Below are 20,719 nucleotides of genomic sequence, written 5' to 3' on the forward strand. Positions count from 1 at the left end.
TAACGGGAAGTCGGGGGGAAATCAGCCTTCGACAACGGCGAGGATTTCGTTCTCGGCCATGACCAGCAGGTCTTCGCCATCGACTTTCACGGTGTTGCTGCCCGAGTACGGGCCGAAAACCACTTTGTCACCCACTTTCACGGCCAGCGCGCGAACTTCGCCGTTGTCCAGGACGCGACCGGTGCCGACGGCTACAACTTCGCCGCGGTTTGGTTTTTCAGCGGCCGAACCCGGCAGGACGATACCGCCAGCGGTTTTCGATTCTTCTTCGCTGCGACGGATGACTACGCGGTCATGCAGAGGACGAAGTTTCATTGTCGATCTCTCCCAAATTGTGGTTTTCATCGGCCGGTTCGACACCGGCGGTTTTGATGCTGTCCGGCGTTGCCGGGGGCGGCCCGCTGTGAGCGAACCACCTGTGTAATGTCTGGTGTTGCCACCAGAAACCTTGCGGTGACCACATACATGAGGCCGCCACATCCAATTACAAGGCTCGAGATAGAAAAATTTTCATCAGGCCAAAAAAAACCGGGGCCGCTTGTGCGGCCCCGGTCCTTTTTACTTGTCGCGGCGCTCGTACTCGCCTTCGATCACGTTCGGGCGGTGGCCGCCATCACGCGGCTGCGCCTGGAAGGGGTCATCCTGGAATGCACGCTGGCGCATGGCCTGGGCCTCGGCACGCTCGCGCATCTTGCGCGCCGCCAGGCGGCGGGTGAATGGCAGCAGGCACAGCACACCCAGCACGTCGCTGATGAAGCCGGGCAACAACAACAGGCCACCACCCACGGCCAGCATCATGCCCTGGAACATGTCCTCGGCGGGCAATTCACCGCGCTGCAGGCTTTCACGGGCGCGCAATGCAGTCGCCAGGCCGGCCACCCGCATGACCAGTACGCCCAAGGCGGAGCCGGCGATGATCAGCAGCAACGCCGGAAAGAAACCGATTGCCGCGCTGACCTTCACGAAGACGAACAGCTCCAGCACAGGAAAAATCAGAAACAGCAGTAGAAAAGCACGCATCAAGGGTTCCTCGACGGAAGATAACCTTCCAATAAGACCTCACATGGATGCCTGCGCTCCGGATTTCAACCCTCGGCTTGCATCACAAGCGGCCAATGGTCGGCGCGAGCCAGCAAAACCAAGGCCTCGCGGACTTGTGTCGGCGTGTTGCAAGTAGTGGGGAAAGGCAACCAGTGCACGGCCTGGCCGATGCGCAGGTGCATGCCTTCACTGTCTACCCCAACCATCTGCGCCGGTACGTGCCGTGGCAACCCGGTCAACTCGACGTAGTGGGCAATGGCACTGGCGTGATCGCTGTTCATGTGTTCGATCATGCTCCCCTCGGCCTTGCCCGCGAACGGGTTGGCCAAGGTGACATGGTCAAGCCAGTGGATCGCACCGAAGCCGCCGATGTAACGGTGACGCACCGGTTGCAGCACCCAGAAATCGAAGTCGTGGGCCTTGTGGTAGTTGGCCGCATCCGGGAAATAGCGGTAATAGCGCTCGGCGGCGGCCTCGATGACGGCCTCGTCGACCAGCTTGTGCGCTTCGGCCATCACCGTCAGGCGCCCTACCGCCTGCACATCCTCAGCCTCGCGCTCACCCACCAACAGCGAACACTTGGGGTCCTTCTGCAGGTTATGGGTGTGCTGGGCAATGCGGCTGATCAGGATCAGCGGGTTGCCCTGGTCGTCCAGACAGTACGGCACGACCGAACCGAAGGGGTAGCCAGGCATCGACCTGGAATGTGTCGAAAGCACGCCGCGGTATTCCTTGAGCAGCAGTTCCCGGGCGGGGCGGATGGCGTTGGTACTCACTTGAGGGCGGCTCCTGGCGGACGGGTTGGGGACAAGATAAGCATTATCAGCTGCCTGTGCCACTGACCTGCATCCAGACGCCTTACCAGGTAACGCCGAAGCCCGCGGTATAGCGTGTCTTGTCCAGCTCACTTTCACGCGTGCCGGTGATGATGTCCTTCTCCGCCTTGAGGTTCAGCGAGGCCCACTCGGTGACCTTGTAGCGCAGGCCAACCTCGGCATCCAGCGAGTAGTCGGCCACGCCACCCAGCGGCTTGGCGAACTCGCCGTTGGTGAACAGCTGCACGTTCTTGCCGATCAGGTATCGGGTGTAATCCCACTTCACGGCCGCAGAATAGAAATTATCCTTGCCACCATCCTGATACTCGAAGTCAGTACGGTTGATCAGTGAGCCCAGCGAGAACGCGCCCAGCTCATCGTCCCAGAACTGGTAACCCGGGCCGGTACCCACGGTGCGCTGGCGGGCCAGGTCTTCGATGCGATCACGTTTGTATTCCGCACGCCCCTGCCAGAACCACTTCTCGGTAATGAAGCGGTCCAGCGCGTACTCGGCGCTCCAGTTGTCGGTGGTGGTGACGTCGTCCTTGGTCTCGCGGTTGTACTCACCCTCGGCGTTGTGCCGCCAACGGCCATGACGGGCGGTGGTCTTGAAGCCCACGTCGTAATCGTCGGTGTCGTTCTCGGCGCGCTTGTAGTCCAGTGCCACGTCGACATTGCCTTTCCACACGAAATCCTCGACCAGCGGCTTGGGCTTCATGATCTGCTCGATACTGGCCAGCTCCACCGTCTTCGGTGCCTCGCCATTGGCCAAGGTCACCTTGCCTGGCTCTGCCGCCTTGAGCGACTTGGCTTTCTCTCCGCTGTAGGCGTCCTGCTTGACCAGCATCTCCTGGTCGCTTTCCAGCGTCTGGACCTGTTTCCAGTCCAGGGCGATGGACCCACCATAAGGGGTTTCCAGCAGCAGCTTGCCGCCATCGAATACCTTGATCTTGCCACTTAGCCGGTCACCGTTCTTCATCCACACAGTGTCGGCGAACACCGGAGAGGCACACAGGGAAACAGCAAGAAGGCACAACAAGGATCTAGATTTCATAAACGGGCTTTGTTTGCGGACTATGGGTTCGATTTGACGAAAAAGCCGGGCATTATCCAGATACCCAAGACCAGAGCAAGGACAGACCGGGAGTATGCCGTTGAGTTCAACTCTCATTTACCAGACCACCGGTCCGGTTTCATCTGCAGCCCAAGGCGGGCGAGATGTCTGATGGATATGAGCACGCCCTCGATTCGGCCGAGGGCCGACGAACGGCGCTGTATTCAGTACTGGGCCAAGTGCCACCCGGCAAGGTCGTGAGCTATGGCCAACTGGCCGAACTGGCTGGGCTTGGCCGTGCGGCGCGCTGGGTTGGGCGCACCCTGGGGCAGTTGCCTGCAGACACACGCCTGCCTTGGCACCGGGTGCTCGCTGCGGGTGGCCGGCTGAGCCTGGCGCTGGGCACCCCGTCGGGCGATGAACAACGGGCGCGGTTACGCGCAGAAGGTGTGAATGTAAGCAACAATCGTGTGGATATGACGCGCCATGGCTGGCGCCCAATGGAGCACAGCGGTTAGAGTGCGCGCTTTGTTTTCGAAAACTTGAGGCAGATGTTGGCCCATGCCCCGTAAAACCTGGCGCGCTGCGCTTGCTGCCTATGCCAGCCCGTCAACATTGGTACTTTTGCTACTCGGTTTCGCCGCCGGCCTACCCTACATGCTGGTGTTCTCGACCCTGTCGGTGTGGTTGCGCGAAGCCGGCGTTGCCCGTGAAACCATCGGTTATGCAAGCCTGATTGGCTTGGCCTACGCCTTCAAGTGGGTCTGGTCACCGCTGCTCGACCAATGGCGCTTGCCGCTGCTTGGCGGCCTCGGGCGCCGGCGCTCGTGGCTGCTGTTGTCGCAAGCGCTGGTGGTGATCGGGCTGGTCGGCATGAGCCTGTGCGACCCGCAACAGCATCTCTCCTGGCTGATTGCCATGGCCGTACTGGTGGCTTTCGCCTCGGCTACCCAGGACATTGCAGTCGACGCCTACCGCCTGGAAATCGCTGACGACCAGCGCCAGGCCGCGCTCGCTGCCAGCTACATGGCCGGCTACCGGGTGGCTGCCTTGCTCGCCACGGCCGGTGCCCTGTTCTTCGCCGAGTGGTTCGGCTCTACCGGCTTCAGCTACCTGCACAAGGCCTGGGCCGGCACTTACGTGATGTTCGGGGTGATGATGCTGCCCGCCCTGTTCACCACGTTGGTCATGCGCGAACCGCCAGTGCCCATGCGCACCCAACTGTCGGCAGCGCGCTACGGGCTGGTGCACCAGATGGCTTCGGTGTTCGTGCTGATCATCCTGCTGGTCTCGGTACCGGCCAGCTTCACCCAGATGTTCAATACCGGCTGGTCCAGCGTGGTCTCCGGTGATGCCACGCCGCTGGACCTGCTGCTGGAAGACCGCGCCTTCCTGCGCCTGATCCTCTACGTGCTGCTGACCTGGGCCTGCCTGTCGAGCCTCGGCCGCCGCGGCCTGGCTCCCGTGCTGACCCCGATCAACGACTTCATCACCCGCTACCGCTGGCAGGCTCTGCTGCTGCTCGGCCTGATCGCCACCTATCGCATGTCGGACACGGTGATGGGGGTGATGGCCAACGTGTTCTATATCGACATGGGCTTCACCAAGGACCAGATTGCCAGCGTCAGCAAGATCTTCGGCCTGATCATGACCCTGGTCGGCGCCGGGGTTGGCGGCCTGCTGATCGTACGCTTCGGCATCATGCCCATCCTGTTCATTGGCGGCGCAGCCTCTGCCGGCACCAACATCCTGTTCCTGATGTTGGCTGACATGGGGCCGAACCTGGAAATGCTGGTGGTGACCATCTCGCTGGACAACTTCAGCTCCGGCATGGCTACCTCGGCCTTTGTCGCCTACCTGTCCAGCCTGACCAACCTGAAGTTCTCGGCGACCCAGTACGCGCTGCTCAGTTCGATCATGTTGCTGTTGCCGCGGCTGATCGGCGGGTATTCGGGCGTAATTGTGGAGAAGTTCGGCTACCACGACTTCTTCCTGATCACGGCGCTGCTGGGGGTGCCTACGCTGATCCTGATCGCCCTGCAGTGGCATCAGGAAGCCGGGCGGGGAACGCCGGTGGCGGACGACCACTCGGTGGCTGAGCGGCCCTGAAACTTTGTATTGCCTGTGCTGGCCTCTTCGCGGGTAAACCCGCTCCTACACCGGGCCGTGCTGCCTTGTAGGAGCGGGTTTACCCGCGAAGAGGCCGGCACAGGCAATACCACTTATCAAGCTACAGCCCCTTCCCCAGGCCGCCCCCCCACCACAAACCACAGCGGCCACAGCGCCAACGCCCCCGCCACCCCCGCCGCCAGGGCAAAATGCAGCAAGCTGGCACCGGCGCCAATCATCGCCAGCAGCGCACCGCCAAGCCCCAGCAAGGCAATGGTGATCATCCCCAGCATGGCCGAAACCAGCCCCTTGCTCTGCTCACTGGAGAACAGCGTCATGCGGTACAGCACCGCATTGGCCACGCCCAACCCCAGCGCATACAGCGACATGCCAGCCACCACACTGGTCACACTCGGCCAGTACCAGGTCGCCAGCACCATCAGGCACAGGCCCGCCAGGTATGGCCAGAGCGCACCACGCACCAGGGCTGGCAGCGGGTAGCGATCGGCAATGCGGTTGATGATCAGGTTACCGAGGATCAGCCCGCCAAAGACCGGCAACTGCCACAAGGCATACTCCAGGGTACTCAATCCCTCATCGTGAATCAGCAGCACCGGCGACAGGCCAATCCAGCCAATCAGCGGCAAGCCGACCAACCCAAGGGCGGCGCTGCCTGCAACGAAGCGGCGGTTGCCCAACAGCTGGCCATAGCCCGCCAACAGTGGTAGCAGGTGAATCGGCGTGAACGCCAGCCGCGAGCCGTCACGGCGCTCCACGCCCAGGGTTTCCGGCATCAGCCGGTACAACAGCAGCCAGGCCAGCACCGCGCCGATGGCGAACGCCACGAACAGCCAGCGCCAATCCAGCCATTGCAGCAGCAAGGTGCCCACCAGCGGCCCGAGCAGGGGCGACAGCAAGGCGATGTTGGCCAGCAGGGCCATCATGCGTACAGCATCAGCTTCGCTGAAAGCCTCGTTCAGGGCCGGGTAGCTGACCGTGACCACAAAGCCCAGGCCAATGCCCTGCAACAGGCGCAACAGGTTGAACAGGCCGATGTCCTGGACCCAGAAGGTGGCCAGGCAGGCCAGGCCAAAGAATGCGCAACCGACCAGCAGCAGCGGGCGCCGTCCATAACGGTCGGCCAACGGGCCGATCAGCCATTGCAGTACTACGCCGCCCAGCAGGTACAGGTTGAGGGCATGGGGTATGTATTCGGGGCTGGCATCGAGGTCACTGACCACGACCGGCATGGCCGGCATGACCGCGTCGCTGGCCAGGTAGGTCAGCAGTTCGAACAGGGCCAAGGTCAGGCCGAACAGCAAGGCACGCAGAGGGGTGACATACAGCAGTGGTTTCATGATGGCGTATCGGGTGTGGCAGGCGGGATCACGCTATATGCCAGAAATTGTTGGAAATTGCTGTGAGCAAGTGTAATCAGGGTAGGAAAAAGCTGGGGCCGCTTTGCGCCCCTTCGCGGGCAAGCCCGCCCCTACGAGGACATGCGTGTCCTGTGTAGGAGCGGGCTTGCCCGCGAAGGGGCGCAAAGCGGCCCCAGCTTCAACGCGGAATTACTGCGTTGCAGTCTCCTGCACCACGCGAATAACCCGCTGCGGAAACGGAATGTCGATCCCTTCGGCTTTCAACCGGTCACGTGCATACTCGTTGAGCATGAACATCACATCCCAGTAATCGGAGGTCTTGGTCCACAAGCGCAGCGATACGGTGATCGAGCTGTCGCCCAGCGTCGACACGACCGCCTGCGGTGCAGGGTCTTGCAGAACACGCGGGTCCTTTGCCAGCTCCAGCAGCACATTGCGGGCCTTCTGCAGGTCGGCCTCGTAGTCAACGCCCACATCGAACACCACCTTGCGCGTCGGCTGGCGGTTGGTGTTGGTAATGATGCCGTTGGACAGGCTGCCATTGGGCATGATGACCGTCTTGTTGTCACCGGTGCGCAGCACAGTGTGGAAGATCTGGATACTGTCGACGGTGCCGGAAACGCCCTGCGCCTCGATCCAGTCACCGATACGGAACGGGCGGAACATCAGGATCAGCACACCACCGGCGAAGTTCGCCAGGCTGCCCTGCAAGGCAAGGCCGATGGCCAGGCCTGCGGCACCGATGGCGGCGACGAACGAGGTGGTCTCGATGCCGATCATCGAGGCTACGCTGACCAACAGCAGCACCTTCAGCACGATGTTCGCCAGGGTGCTGATGAAGCCCTGCAGCGCCAGGTCGGCGTTGCGCAGGCCAACCAGCTTGCCGAGGCGGGCGCTGACCTTGTTGATGATCCACCAGCCAACCGCCAAGGTCAGCAGTGCCAGCAGCACACGGCTGCCGTATTCCATGATCAAAGGGATCCACGTCTGGGATTGGCGGACGAGCTGGTCGACCTCAGCGTTCAAATCCATATTCATCTCCTGATGCCGAGCGGCAAGTACACGGTAGAACAGGCCGCGCGTGTTATTACGCAACCCCGGCCCCCATGGACATCATTTGGCCATCGGGGTTCCGGGCCACCCCCACATCAGTCGCGGAAGTTGTTGAACTGCAGCGGCATGTCGAATTCCTTGGTGCGCAGCAGGGCAATGGCTTCCTGCAGATCGTCACGTTTCTTGCCGGTTACCCGTACCTGCTCACCCTGGATGGCGGCCTGTACTTTCAGCTTGCCATCCTTGATGGTGGCAACGATCTTTTTTGCCAGGTCCTTGTCGATGCCTTCGCGGAACTTGGCTTCCTGTTTCTTTTCCTTGCCGGAGGCGTAGGGGTCCTTGGTTTCCAGGCACTTCACGTCGATCTTGCGCTTGACCAGTGCAAGGCGCAGGATCTCCAGCATCGCCTCGAGCTGGAACTCTTCCTCAGCAGTGAGCATCACGGTCTGCTCTTTGTCCTTGAACTCGAAGGTGCCTTTGCCCTTGAGGTCGTAGCGGCGGTCCAGTTCCTTGATGGCGTTGTCGACCGCGTTCTGCACTTCGTGCTTGTCCAGTTCCGATACCACGTCGAACGAAGGCATGGTTGTTCTCCCAAAATAAAAGCGCGCTCAGGCTGAAGATGGAGCGCGCTGGGTTTGAAGGTTAAAATGCGGGCTCATTATAACGGGTTGCGAAACGCATATGAGCAGCACCTGGCATATTCTCGGCGCCGGTAGCCTTGGCAGTCTGTGGGCCTGCCGGCTGGCACGCGCCGGCAAGGCTGTGCGCCTGATCCTGCGTGACGGGCAACGGCTGCAAGCCTATCAGCAGGCCGGTGGCCTGACCCTGGTCGAGCAGGACCAAACCCGGCGCTACGCCATACCGGCCGAAACGGCGCAAGCGCAAGGCCCGATCCACCGGCTGCTGGTGGCCTGCAAGGCCTATGACGCTGCCCCGGCGATTGTCGGTGTAGCGCCACGGCTGGCCGAGAGCGCCGAAGTGCTGCTGTTGCAGAATGGCCTGGGCAGCCAGGATGAAGTCGCCGACCTGGTGCCTCACGCTCGCTGCATCTTCGCCTCCAGCACCGAAGGCGCCTTCCGCGAGGGGGACTGGCAAGTGCGTTTTGCCGGCCATGGCTTCAACTGGCTAGGCGACCCACGAAGCCCCCTGCTCCCCGCCTGGTTCGATGACCTGCACGAGGCCGGTATCCCCGCTGAGTGGACAGTAGACATACTGACCCGCCTGTGGCGCAAGCTGGCGCTCAATTGCGCCATCAACCCGCTGACCGTGCTTCACGATTGCCAGAATGGCGGGCTGCTGGGGCACCTGGGTGAAGTGCAGGCCCTGTGCGTCGAGCTGGCCCGACTGCTGCGCCGTTGCGGCCAGCCGCAAGCAGCCGAGGGGCTGGACGAAGAAGTCCAGCGGGTAATCCTCGCCACCGCAGCCAACTACTCTTCCATGTACCAGGACGTGCATGCAGGACGGCGCACCGAGTTGCACTACCTGCTCGGCCATGCTTGCCGCGCTGCGGGCCGTCATGGCCTGCAACTGCCGCAGCTGGAACACCTGCTGCAGCGCTTGGTCGAAAACCTGCGCGCGCGTGGTTTGCCCTGCGACTGACGCGGCCCTTCAACCGGATACGGACATTGCCTTGCCCATGACCTTGCGCCAACGCCTGGAAAACCTCCCGGTCGGGCAGAAGCTGCTGGCGGCCCTGCTGGTTTTGCTGGTGACCATCTTGCTGATGGCCAACCTCACCTTCATCAGCGCCGCCTACTGGATCACCCAGGAAAGCATGGCGCCGCAGGCCATGCACACCATCGGCCGGCTGGTGGCCAATCCACAGCTTGCAGCCCGCGCCGGCGACACACCGGACACGGCCCGTGCCCTGCTCAAGGAACTGGACAGTTACACTCCGCTTCGCGCCGCCGCCATCTACGGTGGCGATGGCCGAATGCTGGCGCAGTTGCAGCATGGCGAGCCGCTGGCCCTGCCCAAGCGTTTTCGCAACATCGACGGCTGGCGCCTGATGGAGTTTCGCAGCACTCAGTTGATCCGCATCCCCCGCGATGCCAACCCACCGGCACATTTGCTGCTGGTAGCCAGCAGCGAACTGCCCACGGCCTTCTACACCGGCACACTCAGCGCCAGCCTGGGCATCCTGGTGTTCAGTGTCCTGCTATGGATCGTCATCGCCCGGCAGATCAAACGCCTGATCACCCAGCCGATCAACCAGCTTGAGGAGCTCAGCCGCCAGGTTACCCGCGAAGAGAGCTACGCCTTGCGTGCCCAGCGCGGCAATGACGATGAAATCGGCAGCCTGGCCGAGGCCTTCAACACCATGCTGTCGCGCATCGAGGCCCGCGAGCAGCAGCTCAAGAGCGCCCGCGACGAGTTCCAGAGTGCCTACGACCAGGCTCAGGGCCTTGCCGAAGAAACCCGCCACACCAACCGCAAGCTGGAACTGGAAGTACAGGTACGCAGCAAGATCGAGAAAAAGCTCACCGGTTTTCAGAACTACCTCAACAGCATCATCGACTCGATGCCCTCGGCACTGATCGCCCTCGACGAACAGCTCTACGTGACCCAATGGAACCACGAAGCCACGGTGCTTTCCGGCACGCCACTGGACGAGGCGCTCAACCAGCCGGTGTTCATTGCGTTCGAGCCGCTGAAGCCGTTCCTCCCGCAACTGAAGGAAACCGTGGAAAAACATCGAGTGGCGAAGATCGAGCGGGTAACCTGGCCCAAAGGCGACGACCTGCGCCACTACGCCCTGACCTTCTACCCACTGACGGGCGGCGGCGGGCGCGGCGTGGTCATTCGTATCGACGACATCACCCAGCGTCTGTCATTGGAAGAGATGATGGTGCAGTCAGAAAAGATGCTCTCGGTCGGGGGGCTGGCTGCCGGCATGGCGCACGAAATCAACAACCCGCTGGGCGCTATCCTGCACAACGTGCAGAACATTCGCCGGCGCCTGTCGTCCGACCTGCCGCGCAACCAGGAACAGGCCGAAGAGCTGGGCATCGACCTGGCCACGATCAACCGCTACCTGGACAGCCGCGAGGTGCCGCAACTGCTCGACGGCATTCAGCAGGCCGGCGCCCGGGCGGCGAAGATCGTCACCCACATGCTCAGCTTCAGCCGCCGCAGCAACCGCCAGCTGGTGCCATGCGAGCTGCCGGCACTGATCGATCAGGCGCTTGAAATTGCCGGCAATGACTTCGATCTGGCCATTGGCTTCGACTTCAAGGGGCAAGCCATCGTGCGCCAGTTCGACCCCGACCTGGGGCCGGTGCCATGCACCGCCAACGAGCTGGAACAAGTACTGCTCAACTTGCTGAAGAACGCAGCCCAGGCCATCCACCAACGCCCGCAACCCAGCGAGCCCGGACGCATCACACTGCGCACCCGGCTAAACCCGCCATGGGCGGAAATCCAAGTCGAAGACAACGGCGTCGGCATGCCCGAGGCAGTGCGCAAGCGCACCTTCGAGCCGTTTTTCACCACCAAGGAAATCGGCCAGGGTACCGGGCTGGGCCTGTCGGTCTCGTACTTCATTATCACCAACAACCACAAGGGGCAGATGGAAGTGCAATCCACGCCAGGCCAAGGCACCTGCTTTACCCTACGCCTGCCCCTCACCCAGCCGGCAGCGGCGGTGCCGGCCAGAACGGAGCAATGACATGGGCTACCGCCTTTCGAAGATCTATACCCGCACCGGCGACAAAGGCGAAACCGGCCTGGGCGACGGCCGTCGGGTGCCCAAGGACCACCCGCGGATCGAAGCGATTGGCGAGGTGGACAGCCTGAACAGCCAGTTGGGGTTGCTGCTGGCGGGGCTCGCCGAGCACGGGCTGAATGAAGTGACCACGGTGCTGGCGCCGTGTCAGCACCGCTTGTTCGACCTGGGTGGCGAGCTGGCGATGCCCAGTTACCAGGCATTGACCCTGGCGGAAGTGGAACGCCTGGAGGCGGCCATCGATGTGTGGAACGAAGAGCTGGGGCCGCTGAAAAACTTCATTCTGCCCAGTGGTTCGGCGCTGGTGGCGCAGGCGCACGTGTGCCGCAGCCTGGCGCGCAGTGCAGAGCGCCGGTGCCAGCAGTTGAATGCCATGGAGCCGCTGGAAGGCGTTGGTTTGGCGTATATCAACCGGCTTTCCGATCTATTGTTCGTGGCGGCGCGGATCATCGGGCGGCGCCAGGGGGTGGCTGAGGTTTTGTGGCAGCCCGCCGAGAAACCCAAAGGCTGATACTTCTGGGGCTGCTTTGCAGCCCATTCGCGAGCTTGCCCGCGAATGGGCCCCGCAGCGGCCCCTGTTACAAGGGACTCAAACCTCGGGCCAGAACGCCCGGATCCCGGCTACACCCTGTGCCCCGGCTTCCCAGGCCTGCTCGCGCTCACCCGGCCCTACCCCACCCAGCAGGTAAACCGGCTTGTTGAACCCGGCAATCAACCGCTGCGCCTCATCCCATCCCAACGGCACCGCCTCTGGGTGAGTCTGGGTCGCCTGCACTGGCGACAGGGTGACAAAGTCCACGCCCATCTGCTCAGCCAGCGCCAGCTCTTCGGCACTGTGGCAGGATGCCGCCAACCAGCGCTCCTTGGGGAACGGCCGGCCCCTGGCGGCATACTTGCGCAGCTGCGCGGCCGTCAGGTGCCAACCGGCCGCCGGGAAATCACCCAGCCACTCCAGTGGCCCTTTAAGCATCAGCTGCGCCTTGCCCGCACACAGCCCGACCGCATCCACCGCCACGTCGCGGTACTTGGGGTCGTACATGTCCGGGGCACGCAACTGGATCAGGCGAATACCATTGGCCACCGCCTTCTGGATGCCCTTGAGCATTTGCGGCACTTCCAGGCCGTCCGGGGTGATCAGGTACTGGTCCGGCAGGCGCGCAGCGGCGACGATCGGCTTGTTGGCCTCGGGGAATTCGTACTGCGGCAAATCGCGCGGGGCAACCCACTCCAGCGGCTGGCCTTCGGCACCATGGGGTTCGCCAGTGAACGCTTCGACCTCGCGCACGTCCAGCAGCACCTGCTTGTCCGGGTAGTCATGGCTGACCTTGATCAGCGCACGCGAATGGCTTACCTCGATGCCCAGCTCCTCGCGCAACTCGCGGGCAAGCGCCGCTTCGACGGTTTCGCCTTCTTCCACCTTGCCACCGGGGAACTCCCACAAGCCGCCCTGGTGCTGGGTATCGGCACGACGTGCGATCAGAATACGGCCATCAGCGCCGCGAATCACGGCAGCTACTACATGAATCCGTTTCACGCTTCACGCTCCTCCAGGCCTGCCTGTTGCCATGCCTGGAAGGCTGGCCATTGATAAATGGTCTCGATGTAGGCTGCCGCCTCGGCGGGGACTTCTACGCGGTAGGTGCGCAGGCGCACGGCCACCGGGGCAAAGAAGGCATCGGCCAGGCTTGCCTTGCCGAACAGGAACGGGCCGCTGTCCTTGGCCACCAGACGGCATTCGGACCACAGCGCAACGATACGGTCGATGTCGATTTGCACGTCCAGCGGCACGCTGTCCAGCGCCTGGTCGCGCGACAAGTCGAACGGCATGGCGCCGCGCAGGGCAAAGAAGCCGCTATGCATCTGCGCACAGGCCGAACGGGCCTGGGCACGCGCCGCCACATCGGCAGGCCACAGCTGGGCTTCGGGGTGGCGTTCGTTGAGGTATTCGGCAATGGCCAGCGAGTCAGCGATCACACCGTGCTCGCTCATGAGCAGCGGCACCTTGCCGGTGGAGGAGAAAGCGAGGATGCGCTGGCGGGTATCAGGCTGGTTCAGCTTGATCAGGGTTTCTTCGTAGGGCACGCCAGCCAGCTCGAGCGCCAGGGCGCCACGCAGCGACCAGGAGGAGTACAGCTTGTCGCCGATGATCAGGTGATAGCTCATGGTTCGGCTCCATGGGTGTGGATTCTTTGGGGTCGCCTTGCAGCCCTTTCGCGACACAAGGCCGCGCTCACAGGGATGCTGTACACAGGACCTTGTGGGCGCGGCCTTGTGTCGCGAAAGGGCCGCAACGCGGCCCCAATTACATCAGGTACGGTACTCGGCGTTGATCTTCACGTACTCGTGGGACAGGTCAGTCGTCCAGATGGTTTCGCTGCACTGGCCACGGCCCAGTTCGATTCGGATGGTGATCTCTTCCTGGGCCATCACTGCCGAACCCTGCGCTTCGGTATAGCTCGGGCTGCGGCCGCCTTTGCTCGCAATGCAAACGCTGTCCAGGTAAACATCGATCAGGCTCACATCCAGCTCCGGTACACCGGCACGGCCTACGGCAGCGAGGATACGGCCCCAGTTCGGGTCGGAAGCGAACAGCGCGGTCTTGATCAGCGGCGAGTGGGCCACGGCGTAGCCGACGTCCAGACACTCCTGGTGGTTACCACCACCGTTGACTTGCACGGTCACGAACTTGGTCGCGCCTTCGCCGTCACGGACGATGGCCTGGGCCACTTCCATGCACACTTCGAACACGGCCTTTTTCAGCGCTTCGAAGAGCGCGCCGCTGGCTTCGGTCACTTCCGGCAAGTCGGCCTTGCCGGTAGCGATCAGCATGCAGCAATCGTTGGTCGAAGTGTCACCATCGATCGTGATGCGGTTGAACGACTTGTTGGCGCCGTCCAGCATCAGGTCCTTGAGTACCTTTGGCGCCACCTTGGCGTCGGTAGCGATGTAGCCCAGCATGGTCGCCATGTTCGGGCGGATCATGCCTGCACCCTTGCTGATACCGGTAACGGTGACGGTCACGCCATCGTGCTGGAACTGGCGGCTGGCCCCCTTGGGCAGGGTGTCGGTGGTCATGATGCCGGTAGCGGCCTCAGCCCAGTTGTTTTCCGACAGGTTGTCGAGGGCGGCCTGCAGCGCGCCTTCGATCTTTTCGACCGGCAGCGGCTCGCCAATCACGCCGGTGGAGAACGGCAGTACCGACTCGGCCGGTACGCCAGCCAGTTCGGCCAACTTGGCGCAGGTGCGCTCGGCGGCGGCCAGGCCTGGCGCGCCGGTGCCGGCGTTGGCGTTACCCGTGTTGGTCAGCAGGTAGCGCACGGTGCCCTGTACACGCTGCTTGGACAGGATCACCGGCGCGGCGCAGAAGGCGTTGAGGGTGAACACGCCAGCCACGCTGGAGCCTTCGGCACAGCGCATGACCACCACATCCTTGCGCCCCGGGCGCTTGATACCGGCAGAAGCGATACCGAGTTCAAAACCCGGAACCGGGTGCAGGGTGGGCAAAGGACCAAGACCAACAGCCATTAGAGCGCTCCTAGAAAAAACGATGATGTCGAAAAAGGGGCCGCTTCGCGCCCCATCGCGACACAAGGCCGCCCCCACAAGGATCGCGCCCGTTCATGGACGAGCGCGGTACCTGTGGGAGCGGCCTTGTGTCGCGAAAGGGCCGCAAAGCGGCCCCAGGCTTGTACAACGTAAGGTTCAGATCACTCGATCTGACCATGGCAATGCTTGAACTTCTTGCCCGAACCACACCAGCACGGCTCGTTGCGGCCCAGCTTCTGGTCATTGCGTACTGGCGCCGAGGCTACCGCTACTTCGGCACCCTCCTCGCTCAGTTGCTCACTTTCCAGGCCCGGTGCTGCGGCGTGCTGGAATTGCATGCGACTCGCCAGCTCTTCGGCCTCGCGGCGCAGGCGGGCTTCTTCTTCGGCCGGGTCTTCGCGGCGAACCTGTACGTGCGACAGCACGCGGATGGTGTCGCGCTTGATCGACTCCAACAGCTCCTGGAACAGGCTGAACGACTCGCGCTTGTACTCTTGCTTCGGGTTCTTCTGCGCATAACCACGCAGGTGAATACCGTGACGCAGGTGGTCCATGGTCGACAGGTGGTCTTTCCACAGGTCGTCCAGTACGCGCAGCAGAATCTGCTTCTCGAAGGTTCGCAGGGCGTCGAGACCGGCCTGGTCTTCCTTCTCGGTGTAGGCAGTGGTGATCTCGTTCAGCAGCTTCTCACGCAAGGTCTCTTCGTAGAGGTGATCGTCCTCGTCGAGCCATTGCTGAATCGGCAACTTGATAGCGAAATCGCTGGCCAGCGAAGCCTCCAGGCCGGCTACGTCCCACTGCTCTGGCAGCGACTGCGGCGGAATGTGCTGGCTGATGGTAGCGTCCAGTACTTCCTTGCGGAATTCGACGATGGTGTCGCCAATGTTCTCGGCGGCCAGCAGGCTGTTGCGCATGTGGTAGATCACCTTGCGCTGCTCGTTGGCGACGTCGTCATATTCGAGCAATTGCTTACGAATGTCGAAGTTGCGGCCTTCGACCTTGCGCTGGGCTTTCTCGATAGCGTTGGTGACCATGCGGTGCTCGATGGCCTCGCCCGACTGCATGCCCAGTGCCTTCATGAAGTTCTTCACCCGGTCAGAGGCGAAGATGCGCATCAGGCTGTCTTCCAGCGACAGGTAGAAGCGGCTGGAACCTGGGTCGCCCTGACGACCGGAGCGGCCACGCAGCTGGTTGTCGATACGGCGCGATTCGTGGCGCTCGGAAGCGATTACATGCAGGCCACCCGTCTCGATCACTTGCTGGTGACGCTTCTGCCAGTCGGCCTTGATCTGGGCGATCTGCTCGGCTGTCGGGTTTTCCAGGGCAGCCACTTCGGCTTCCCAGTTACCGCCCAGCAGGATGTCGGTACCACGGCCAGCCATGTTGGTGGCGATGGTCAGTGCACCTGGCGCGCCTGCTTGCGCGATGATCTCGGCTTCCTTCTCGTGATACTTGGCGTTGAGCACCTTGTGGTCGATCCCTTCCTTTTTCAGGAGGTTGGACATGTGCTCGGAAGTTTCAATGGTCGCGGTACCTACCAGCACCGGACGGCCCAGCTTCATGCTTTCCTTGATGTCGGCGATGATCGCGGCGTATTTCTCGTCAGCGGTCAGGTACACCAGGTCGTTGTAGTCCTTACGCGCCAGTGGCTTGTTCGGCGGAATGACCATCACGTTCAGGCCGTAGATCGACTGGAACTCGAATGCTTCGGTGTCGGCGGTACCGGTCATGCCGGACAGCTTGGTGTACAGGCGGAAGTAGTTCTGGAAGGTGGTCGAAGCCAGGGTCTGGCTCTCGGCCTGGATGTTCAGGTTCTCTTTGGCCTCGATGGCCTGGTGCAGGCCCTCGGACAGGCGACGGCCCGGCATGGTACGGCCGGTGTGTTCGTCGATCAGCAGAACCTGACCGTCCTGGACGATGTACTCGACGTTGCGGTGGAACAGCTTGTGTGCACGAAGACCGGCGTAGACGTGTGTCAGCAAGCCCAGGTTGTGCGCGGAGTACAGGCTCTCGCCCTCAGCCAGCAGGCCCGCCTGGGCCAGCATCTCTTCGATGAACTGGTGACCGGCTTCGTTCAGCTCCACCTGGCGACTCTTCTCGTCGATGGTGAAGTGGCCTTCCTGGGTGACCTGGCCTTCGACCTCTTCGATGTGCTGGGTGAGGCGCGGGATCAGGCGGTTGATCTCGATGTACAGCTTGGAGCTGTCCTCGGCCTGACCGGAAATGATCAGCGGGGTACGCGCTTCGTCGATGAGGATGGAGTCGACTTCGTCGATCACGGCGAAGTTCAGTTCACGCTGGAACTTCTCGTCCTGGCTGAACGCCATGTTGTCGCGCAGGTAGTCGAACCCGAATTCGTTGTTGGTGCCGTAGGTGATGTCGGCTGCATAGGCGGCGCGCTTTTCTTCCGGCGGCTGGAAGGCCGAGACGATACCGACCGACAGACCGAGGAACTCGTACAGCGGGCGCATCCAGTTGGCGTCACGGCGCGCCAGGTAGTCGTTGACGGTGACCACATGCACGCCCTTGCCGGACAATGCGTTGAGGTAGACGGCCAGGGTACCGACCAAGGTCTTGCCTTCACCGGTGCGCATTTCTGCGATCATACCCTCGTGCAGGGTCATGCCGCCGATCAACTGCACATCGAAATGGCGCATGCCCATGACACGCTTGCCGGCCTCACGGGCCACGGCGAAGGCTTCGGGCAGCAATTGGTCCAGTGTCTCGCCTTTGGCCAGGCGTTCCTTGAACTCTGCAGTCTTGCCCCGCAGTTGCTCGTCGGAGAGGGCCACCATCTTCTCTTCGAAGGCATTGACGATACTCACCGTCTTGAGCATGCGTTTGACTTCACGCTCGTTCTTGCTTCCAAAAAGTTTTTTTAACAAAGGCGCAAACATATCGGCAGGATCTTCCACACGTAGGGATGGAGGGCGGCCCCATGAGTCGCCCGTGCAGCCCATAGGCCGCATGCGAACGAGCATTCTACCCGGAAACGATGGTGAGGAAAGTGGTGGATTTCCACGATGCTGATACAGCGTTTTGGCAGGGGCCTGTTTTAGATAGGGGCATTTTCACTGAGTTCAAGGCTTGGCAACATGAAAGCTATCGAGAACCAGTCTTGTCTTTGGCTGCCTGTGCCGGCCTCTTCGCGGGTGAACCCGCTCCTACGAGATACCGATAACCCTGGCAGGAGCGGGTTCACCCGCGAAGAGGCCGGCACAGGCAACGGAGATGTTAGACTGTGCCCACGTCACCTCACGCGTACCCCCATGGCCTACAAACCCTCCCCCGCCCAGCCACCTTCCGCCCTGCTGCGCCAGGTGCGCCCGCTGCGCCTGCTGCTGAACCAGGCCGAGCGCCTGGAGCACTTGCAGCGTCTGCTGGAAAGCCAGTTGCAACCGGCTGCCCGCGAGCACTGCCATGTGGCGTCCTGGCGCGATGGTACTTTGTTGCTGGTGGTTACCGACGGCCATTGGGCAACCCGCCTGCGCTACCAGCAGAAGCGCTTGTTGGCGGCCCTGCAGGCCATGGAAGCATTCGGCAACCTCAGGCGCATCCTGTACAAGGTACAGCCGCCGCTGGTACCGGCCAAGCGTGGCGGGCATGCGGCCGAGCTTTCGAACAGCGCGGCCGAGAGCCTGCGCGACACCGCCGAGGGCATTACCGACCCCAAACTGCGCGCCGCACTGGAACGGTTGGCTGCCCACGCTCAGGGCAAGCCATAAAAAAGGCCACCCGAAGGTGGCCTTAATGAACTAGAGAGTGTTCGAACTTACACGGCCGCAACAGGGCGCATGTACGAGATCGGTGCCGTGCTGGCATCTTCGAAAGTGACCACTTCCCAGGCATCGGTTTCAGCAATCAGCTTGCGCAACAGCTGGTTGTTCAGCGCGTGGCCGGACTTGAAGCCCTTGAACTCGCCGATCAGGCTGTTGCCCAGCAGGTACAGATCGCCGATGGCGTCGAGGATCTTGTGCTTGACGAATTCGTCTTCGTAACGAAGGCCGTCTTCGTTGAGCACGCCGTCCTCATCGACCACGATGGCGTTCTCGACACTGCCACCCAACGCAAGGTTGTGCTTGCGCAGGTACTCGATGTCACGCATGAAGCCAAAAGTACGCGCGCGGCTGACTTCCTTCACGAACGACGTGCTGGAAAAGTCGACGCTGGCGCTCTGGGTCCGGTTGCGAAGCACCGGGTGATCGAAATCGATCTCGAAGCTCACCTTGAAACCTTCGAAAGGCAGGAACGTGGCGCGCTTGTCGCCCTCTTCCACGGTTACCTCACGCAGGATGCGGATGAACTTCTTGGCTGCGTCCTGTTCTTCCAGGCCGGCAGACTGAATCAGGAATACAAAAGGACCGGCGCTGCCATCCATGATCGGCACTTCCGAGGCGGAGAGCTCGACGTAGGCGTTATCGATGCCCAGGCCCGCCATGGCGGAGAGCAGGTGCTCGACCGTATCGACCTTGACGTCACCGTTGACCAACGTCGTCGACATGGTTGTCTCGCCGACGTTGGCCGCACGCGCAGGGATCTCGACCACAGGGTCGAGGTCGGCGCGGCGGAAGACGATGCCGGTGTCAACAGGTGCAGGCTTGAGGGTCAGGTAAACCTTCTCCCCGGAGTGCAGACCGACACCTGTGGCACGGATGGTATTCTTCAGGGTGCGTTGTTTAATCATGGCATTGGCCGCTTCAGCGCAAATTGCGAACAGGTATCAACAAAGGCTGGGGATGATAACAGACCCAACCTTTGATGAATACCAATCACCTTTATACCCCTGATAAATTCCATTAATCAGCCTGACGACGCAGGAATGCCGGGATATCGAGGTAGTCCAGGTCATCCTGAGGGTTCAGTTTAGCGGCTGCGGCAGCACCTGCATGCGCCTGGTTGCGCATGACGGTCGGGCGCTCCAGGTCACGGTAGTTGACCGCTGGCTGCTCCTGGCGCACCGGCGCAGGATTGGACGCTTCGTACGCCTGCTGGGCAGTCTGCAGGGTATTGTCGACCACCTTCACAGGCTTCTCGATGCGTGCGCCCAGACCAGTGGCCACCACGGTCACGTGCAGTTCGTCACGCATGTCCGGGTCAATCACGGTGCCGACCTTGACCATCGCGTGGTCGGAGGCGAAGGCTTCGATGATGCTACCCACGTCGGAGTACTCACCCAGCGACAGGTCCGGGCCTGCGGTGATGTTCACCAGGATACCGCGGGCGCCCTGCAGGTTGACGTCTTCCAGCAGCGGGTTACGGATAGCTGCCTCGGTGGCTTCACGTGCACGGTTCGGGCCGCTGGCGCAGCCAGTACCCATCATGGCCATGCCCATTTCACCCATCACGGTGCGCACGTCGGCGAAGTCGACGTTGATCATGCCTGGGCGCTTGATGATGTCGGAGATACCGCGTACGGCACCGGCCAGTACATCGTCAGCCTTGGCGAAGGCAGACAGCAGGCTGGCATCCTTGCCCAGGATGGTCAGCAGCTTCTCGTTGGGGATGGTGATCAACGAGTCGACGCTTTCAGCCAGCATGCGGATGCCTTCATCGGCGATCTGCATGCGCTTGCGGCCTTCGAACGGGAACGGACGGGTCACCACTGCAACGGTGAGGATACCCATTTCCTTGGCCACTTCGGCAATGATTGGCGCTGCACCGGTACCGGTACCGCCACCCATGCCGGTGGTGATGAACACCATGTTGGTGCCCTGCAGCACTTCAGCGATGCGCTCACGGTCTTCCAGCGCGGCCTGACGGCCGACTTCCGGATTGGCACCGGCACCCAGGCCCTTGGTCACACCCGTGCCCAATTGCAGGATGGTGCGCGCGCCAATGTTTTTCAGCGCCTGGGCATCGGTGTTGGCGCAGATGAATTCCACGCCTTCGATGCTGCTCTTGACCATGTGATTGACGGCGTTGCCGCCACCACCACCAACGCCGATCACTTTGATGACCGGACTTTGCGGGACGTTGTCTACGAGCTCGAACATTTTCC

General features: G+C 62.1%; 19 protein-coding genes. 6 read left to right on the top strand and 13 right to left on the bottom strand.

All coding sequences use genetic code 11. From position 1 onward, the window contains the following. Positions 1–21 precede the first annotated feature (21 nt). The 4 genes from KW568_RS23935 to KW568_RS23950 all read right to left on the bottom strand — a co-directional run bounded on the left by KW568_RS23935 (position 22) and on the right by KW568_RS23950 (position 2,910). Complete coding sequence (locus KW568_RS23935; RefSeq protein WP_003251905.1) at positions 22–315, bottom strand: co-chaperone GroES; 294 nt, start codon at positions 313–315, stop codon at positions 22–24. A gap of 243 nt (positions 316–558) precedes the next feature. Next, on the bottom strand, positions 559–1,020 hold the full coding sequence (locus KW568_RS23940) for an FxsA family protein (protein ID WP_003251903.1): 462 nt from the start codon (positions 1,018–1,020) through the stop codon (positions 559–561). A gap of 65 nt (positions 1,021–1,085) precedes the next feature. Next, complete coding sequence (locus KW568_RS23945) at positions 1,086–1,817, bottom strand: HugZ family protein (RefSeq protein ID WP_003251901.1); 732 nt, start codon at positions 1,815–1,817, stop codon at positions 1,086–1,088. A gap of 82 nt (positions 1,818–1,899) precedes the next feature. Then, the gene (locus KW568_RS23950) at positions 1,900–2,910 is read right to left on the bottom strand and encodes a DUF481 domain-containing protein (RefSeq protein ID WP_259537002.1); all 1,011 of its coding nucleotides are present in this window, start codon (positions 2,908–2,910) and stop codon (positions 1,900–1,902) included. 164 nt (positions 2,911–3,074) lie between these two features. Here KW568_RS23950 and KW568_RS23955 point away from each other — a divergent pair, with 164 nt between their 5' ends. Both KW568_RS23955 and KW568_RS23960 read left to right on the top strand, forming a co-directional pair. Next, a complete protein-coding gene (locus KW568_RS23955) occupies positions 3,075–3,428 on the top strand; it encodes an MGMT family protein (RefSeq protein WP_003251897.1) in 354 nt (117 codons plus the stop codon). Positions 3,429–3,471: 43 nt separating this feature from the next. Further along, on the top strand, positions 3,472–5,019 hold the full coding sequence (locus KW568_RS23960; RefSeq protein ID WP_003251896.1) for an AmpG family muropeptide MFS transporter: 1,548 nt from the start codon (positions 3,472–3,474) through the stop codon (positions 5,017–5,019). 116 nt (positions 5,020–5,135) lie between these two features. On the opposite strand, the gene KW568_RS23965 is transcribed toward KW568_RS23960, so the two are convergent. The 3 genes from KW568_RS23965 to KW568_RS23975 all read right to left on the bottom strand — a co-directional run bounded on the left by KW568_RS23965 (position 5,136) and on the right by KW568_RS23975 (position 8,032). After that, a complete protein-coding gene (locus KW568_RS23965; protein ID WP_003251894.1) occupies positions 5,136–6,377 on the bottom strand; it encodes an MFS transporter in 1,242 nt (413 codons plus the stop codon). A 210-nt stretch (positions 6,378–6,587) separates the two neighbouring features. Then, positions 6,588–7,430, bottom strand: coding sequence for a mechanosensitive ion channel family protein (locus tag KW568_RS23970; protein ID WP_004575128.1), 843 nt, complete (start codon positions 7,428–7,430; stop codon positions 6,588–6,590). Positions 7,431–7,546: 116 nt separating this feature from the next. Beyond that, entirely contained in the window at positions 7,547–8,032 is a 486-nt protein-coding gene (locus KW568_RS23975) for a YajQ family cyclic di-GMP-binding protein (protein WP_003251890.1), read from the bottom strand. Positions 8,033–8,132: 100 nt separating this feature from the next. Here KW568_RS23975 and KW568_RS23980 point away from each other — a divergent pair, with 100 nt between their 5' ends. From KW568_RS23980 to KW568_RS23990, 3 genes are read left to right on the top strand one after another with little or no spacing between them, the layout of a single operon-like run. After that, the gene (locus KW568_RS23980) at positions 8,133–9,050 is read left to right on the top strand and encodes a putative 2-dehydropantoate 2-reductase (protein WP_064613914.1); all 918 of its coding nucleotides are present in this window, start codon (positions 8,133–8,135) and stop codon (positions 9,048–9,050) included. A 37-nt stretch (positions 9,051–9,087) separates the two neighbouring features. Further along, the gene (locus KW568_RS23985; protein WP_012053647.1) at positions 9,088–11,118 is read left to right on the top strand and encodes an ATP-binding protein; all 2,031 of its coding nucleotides are present in this window, start codon (positions 9,088–9,090) and stop codon (positions 11,116–11,118) included. A gap of 1 nt (position 11,119) precedes the next feature. Next, positions 11,120–11,686 carry a cob(I)yrinic acid a,c-diamide adenosyltransferase gene (locus KW568_RS23990; RefSeq protein ID WP_004575125.1) on the top strand — a complete coding sequence of 189 codons (567 nt, stop codon included), beginning with the start codon at positions 11,120–11,122 and terminating at the stop codon, positions 11,684–11,686. A gap of 78 nt (positions 11,687–11,764) precedes the next feature. On the opposite strand, the gene KW568_RS23995 is transcribed toward KW568_RS23990, so the two are convergent. From KW568_RS23995 to secA, 4 genes are all read right to left on the bottom strand, one after another. Next, the gene (locus tag KW568_RS23995; protein ID WP_054888619.1) at positions 11,765–12,709 is read right to left on the bottom strand and encodes a Nudix family hydrolase; all 945 of its coding nucleotides are present in this window, start codon (positions 12,707–12,709) and stop codon (positions 11,765–11,767) included. Continuing rightward, positions 12,706–13,338 (bottom strand): glutathione S-transferase family protein, encoded by a 633-nt coding sequence (locus KW568_RS24000; protein ID WP_054888618.1) that lies wholly within the window; start codon positions 13,336–13,338, stop codon positions 12,706–12,708. The genes KW568_RS23995 and KW568_RS24000 overlap by 4 nt, the downstream gene beginning before the upstream one ends. Before the next feature lie 144 nt (positions 13,339–13,482). After that, complete coding sequence (gene argJ, locus KW568_RS24005; RefSeq protein ID WP_010952461.1) at positions 13,483–14,700, bottom strand: bifunctional glutamate N-acetyltransferase/amino-acid acetyltransferase ArgJ; 1,218 nt, start codon at positions 14,698–14,700, stop codon at positions 13,483–13,485. A 182-nt stretch (positions 14,701–14,882) separates the two neighbouring features. Further along, the gene (gene secA / locus KW568_RS24010) at positions 14,883–17,618 is read right to left on the bottom strand and encodes a preprotein translocase subunit SecA (RefSeq protein ID WP_003251877.1); all 2,736 of its coding nucleotides are present in this window, start codon (positions 17,616–17,618) and stop codon (positions 14,883–14,885) included. A 372-nt stretch (positions 17,619–17,990) separates the two neighbouring features. Here secA and KW568_RS24015 point away from each other — a divergent pair, with 372 nt between their 5' ends. Then, complete coding sequence (locus KW568_RS24015) at positions 17,991–18,446, top strand: DUF721 domain-containing protein (RefSeq protein ID WP_003251875.1); 456 nt, start codon at positions 17,991–17,993, stop codon at positions 18,444–18,446. 47 nt (positions 18,447–18,493) lie between these two features. Here the strand turns inward: KW568_RS24015 and lpxC are convergent, their stop codons facing one another. Next, positions 18,494–19,405 carry a UDP-3-O-acyl-N-acetylglucosamine deacetylase gene (gene lpxC, locus KW568_RS24020; RefSeq protein WP_003251873.1) on the bottom strand — a complete coding sequence of 304 codons (912 nt, stop codon included), beginning with the start codon at positions 19,403–19,405 and terminating at the stop codon, positions 18,494–18,496. Positions 19,406–19,517: 112 nt separating this feature from the next. Beyond that, entirely contained in the window at positions 19,518–20,714 is a 1,197-nt protein-coding gene (ftsZ, locus tag KW568_RS24025; protein ID WP_003251871.1) for a cell division protein FtsZ, read from the bottom strand. Between the last annotated feature and the right edge of the window lie 5 nt (positions 20,715–20,719).

The sequence above is a fragment of the Pseudomonas sp. HD6515 genome (genome assembly GCF_024971855.1).
Lineage (GTDB): Bacteria > Pseudomonadota > Gammaproteobacteria > Pseudomonadales > Pseudomonadaceae > Aquipseudomonas > Aquipseudomonas alloputida.

What these genes read in the sequence shown, in the direction of transcription:
- secA (WP_003251877.1), bottom strand. Translation starts at nt 17,618, where the DNA reads ATGTTTGCGCCTTTGTTAAAAAAACTTTTTGGAAGCAAGAACGAGCGT.
- KW568_RS23990 (WP_004575125.1), top strand. Translation starts at nt 11,120, where the DNA reads ATGGGCTACCGCCTTTCGAAGATCTATACCCGCACCGGCGACAAAGGC.
- ftsZ (WP_003251871.1), bottom strand. Translation starts at nt 20,714, where the DNA reads ATGTTCGAGCTCGTAGACAACGTCCCGCAAAGTCCGGTCATCAAAGTG.
- KW568_RS23950 (WP_259537002.1), bottom strand. Translation starts at nt 2,910, where the DNA reads ATGAAATCTAGATCCTTGTTGTGCCTTCTTGCTGTTTCCCTGTGTGCC.
- KW568_RS23985 (WP_012053647.1), top strand. Translation starts at nt 9,088, where the DNA reads ATGACCTTGCGCCAACGCCTGGAAAACCTCCCGGTCGGGCAGAAGCTG.
- KW568_RS23960 (WP_003251896.1), top strand. Translation starts at nt 3,472, where the DNA reads ATGCCCCGTAAAACCTGGCGCGCTGCGCTTGCTGCCTATGCCAGCCCG.
- KW568_RS24000 (WP_054888618.1), bottom strand. Translation starts at nt 13,338, where the DNA reads ATGAGCTATCACCTGATCATCGGCGACAAGCTGTACTCCTCCTGGTCG.
- lpxC (WP_003251873.1), bottom strand. Translation starts at nt 19,405, where the DNA reads ATGATTAAACAACGCACCCTGAAGAATACCATCCGTGCCACAGGTGTC.
- KW568_RS23975 (WP_003251890.1), bottom strand. Translation starts at nt 8,032, where the DNA reads ATGCCTTCGTTCGACGTGGTATCGGAACTGGACAAGCACGAAGTGCAG.
- KW568_RS23970 (WP_004575128.1), bottom strand. Translation starts at nt 7,430, where the DNA reads ATGGATTTGAACGCTGAGGTCGACCAGCTCGTCCGCCAATCCCAGACG.
- KW568_RS23980 (WP_064613914.1), top strand. Translation starts at nt 8,133, where the DNA reads ATGAGCAGCACCTGGCATATTCTCGGCGCCGGTAGCCTTGGCAGTCTG.
- KW568_RS23935 (WP_003251905.1), bottom strand. Translation starts at nt 315, where the DNA reads ATGAAACTTCGTCCTCTGCATGACCGCGTAGTCATCCGTCGCAGCGAA.
- KW568_RS23940 (WP_003251903.1), bottom strand. Translation starts at nt 1,020, where the DNA reads ATGCGTGCTTTTCTACTGCTGTTTCTGATTTTTCCTGTGCTGGAGCTG.
- KW568_RS23965 (WP_003251894.1), bottom strand. Translation starts at nt 6,377, where the DNA reads ATGAAACCACTGCTGTATGTCACCCCTCTGCGTGCCTTGCTGTTCGGC.
- KW568_RS23955 (WP_003251897.1), top strand. Translation starts at nt 3,075, where the DNA reads ATGTCTGATGGATATGAGCACGCCCTCGATTCGGCCGAGGGCCGACGA.
- argJ (WP_010952461.1), bottom strand. Translation starts at nt 14,700, where the DNA reads ATGGCTGTTGGTCTTGGTCCTTTGCCCACCCTGCACCCGGTTCCGGGT.
- KW568_RS24015 (WP_003251875.1), top strand. Translation starts at nt 17,991, where the DNA reads ATGGCCTACAAACCCTCCCCCGCCCAGCCACCTTCCGCCCTGCTGCGC.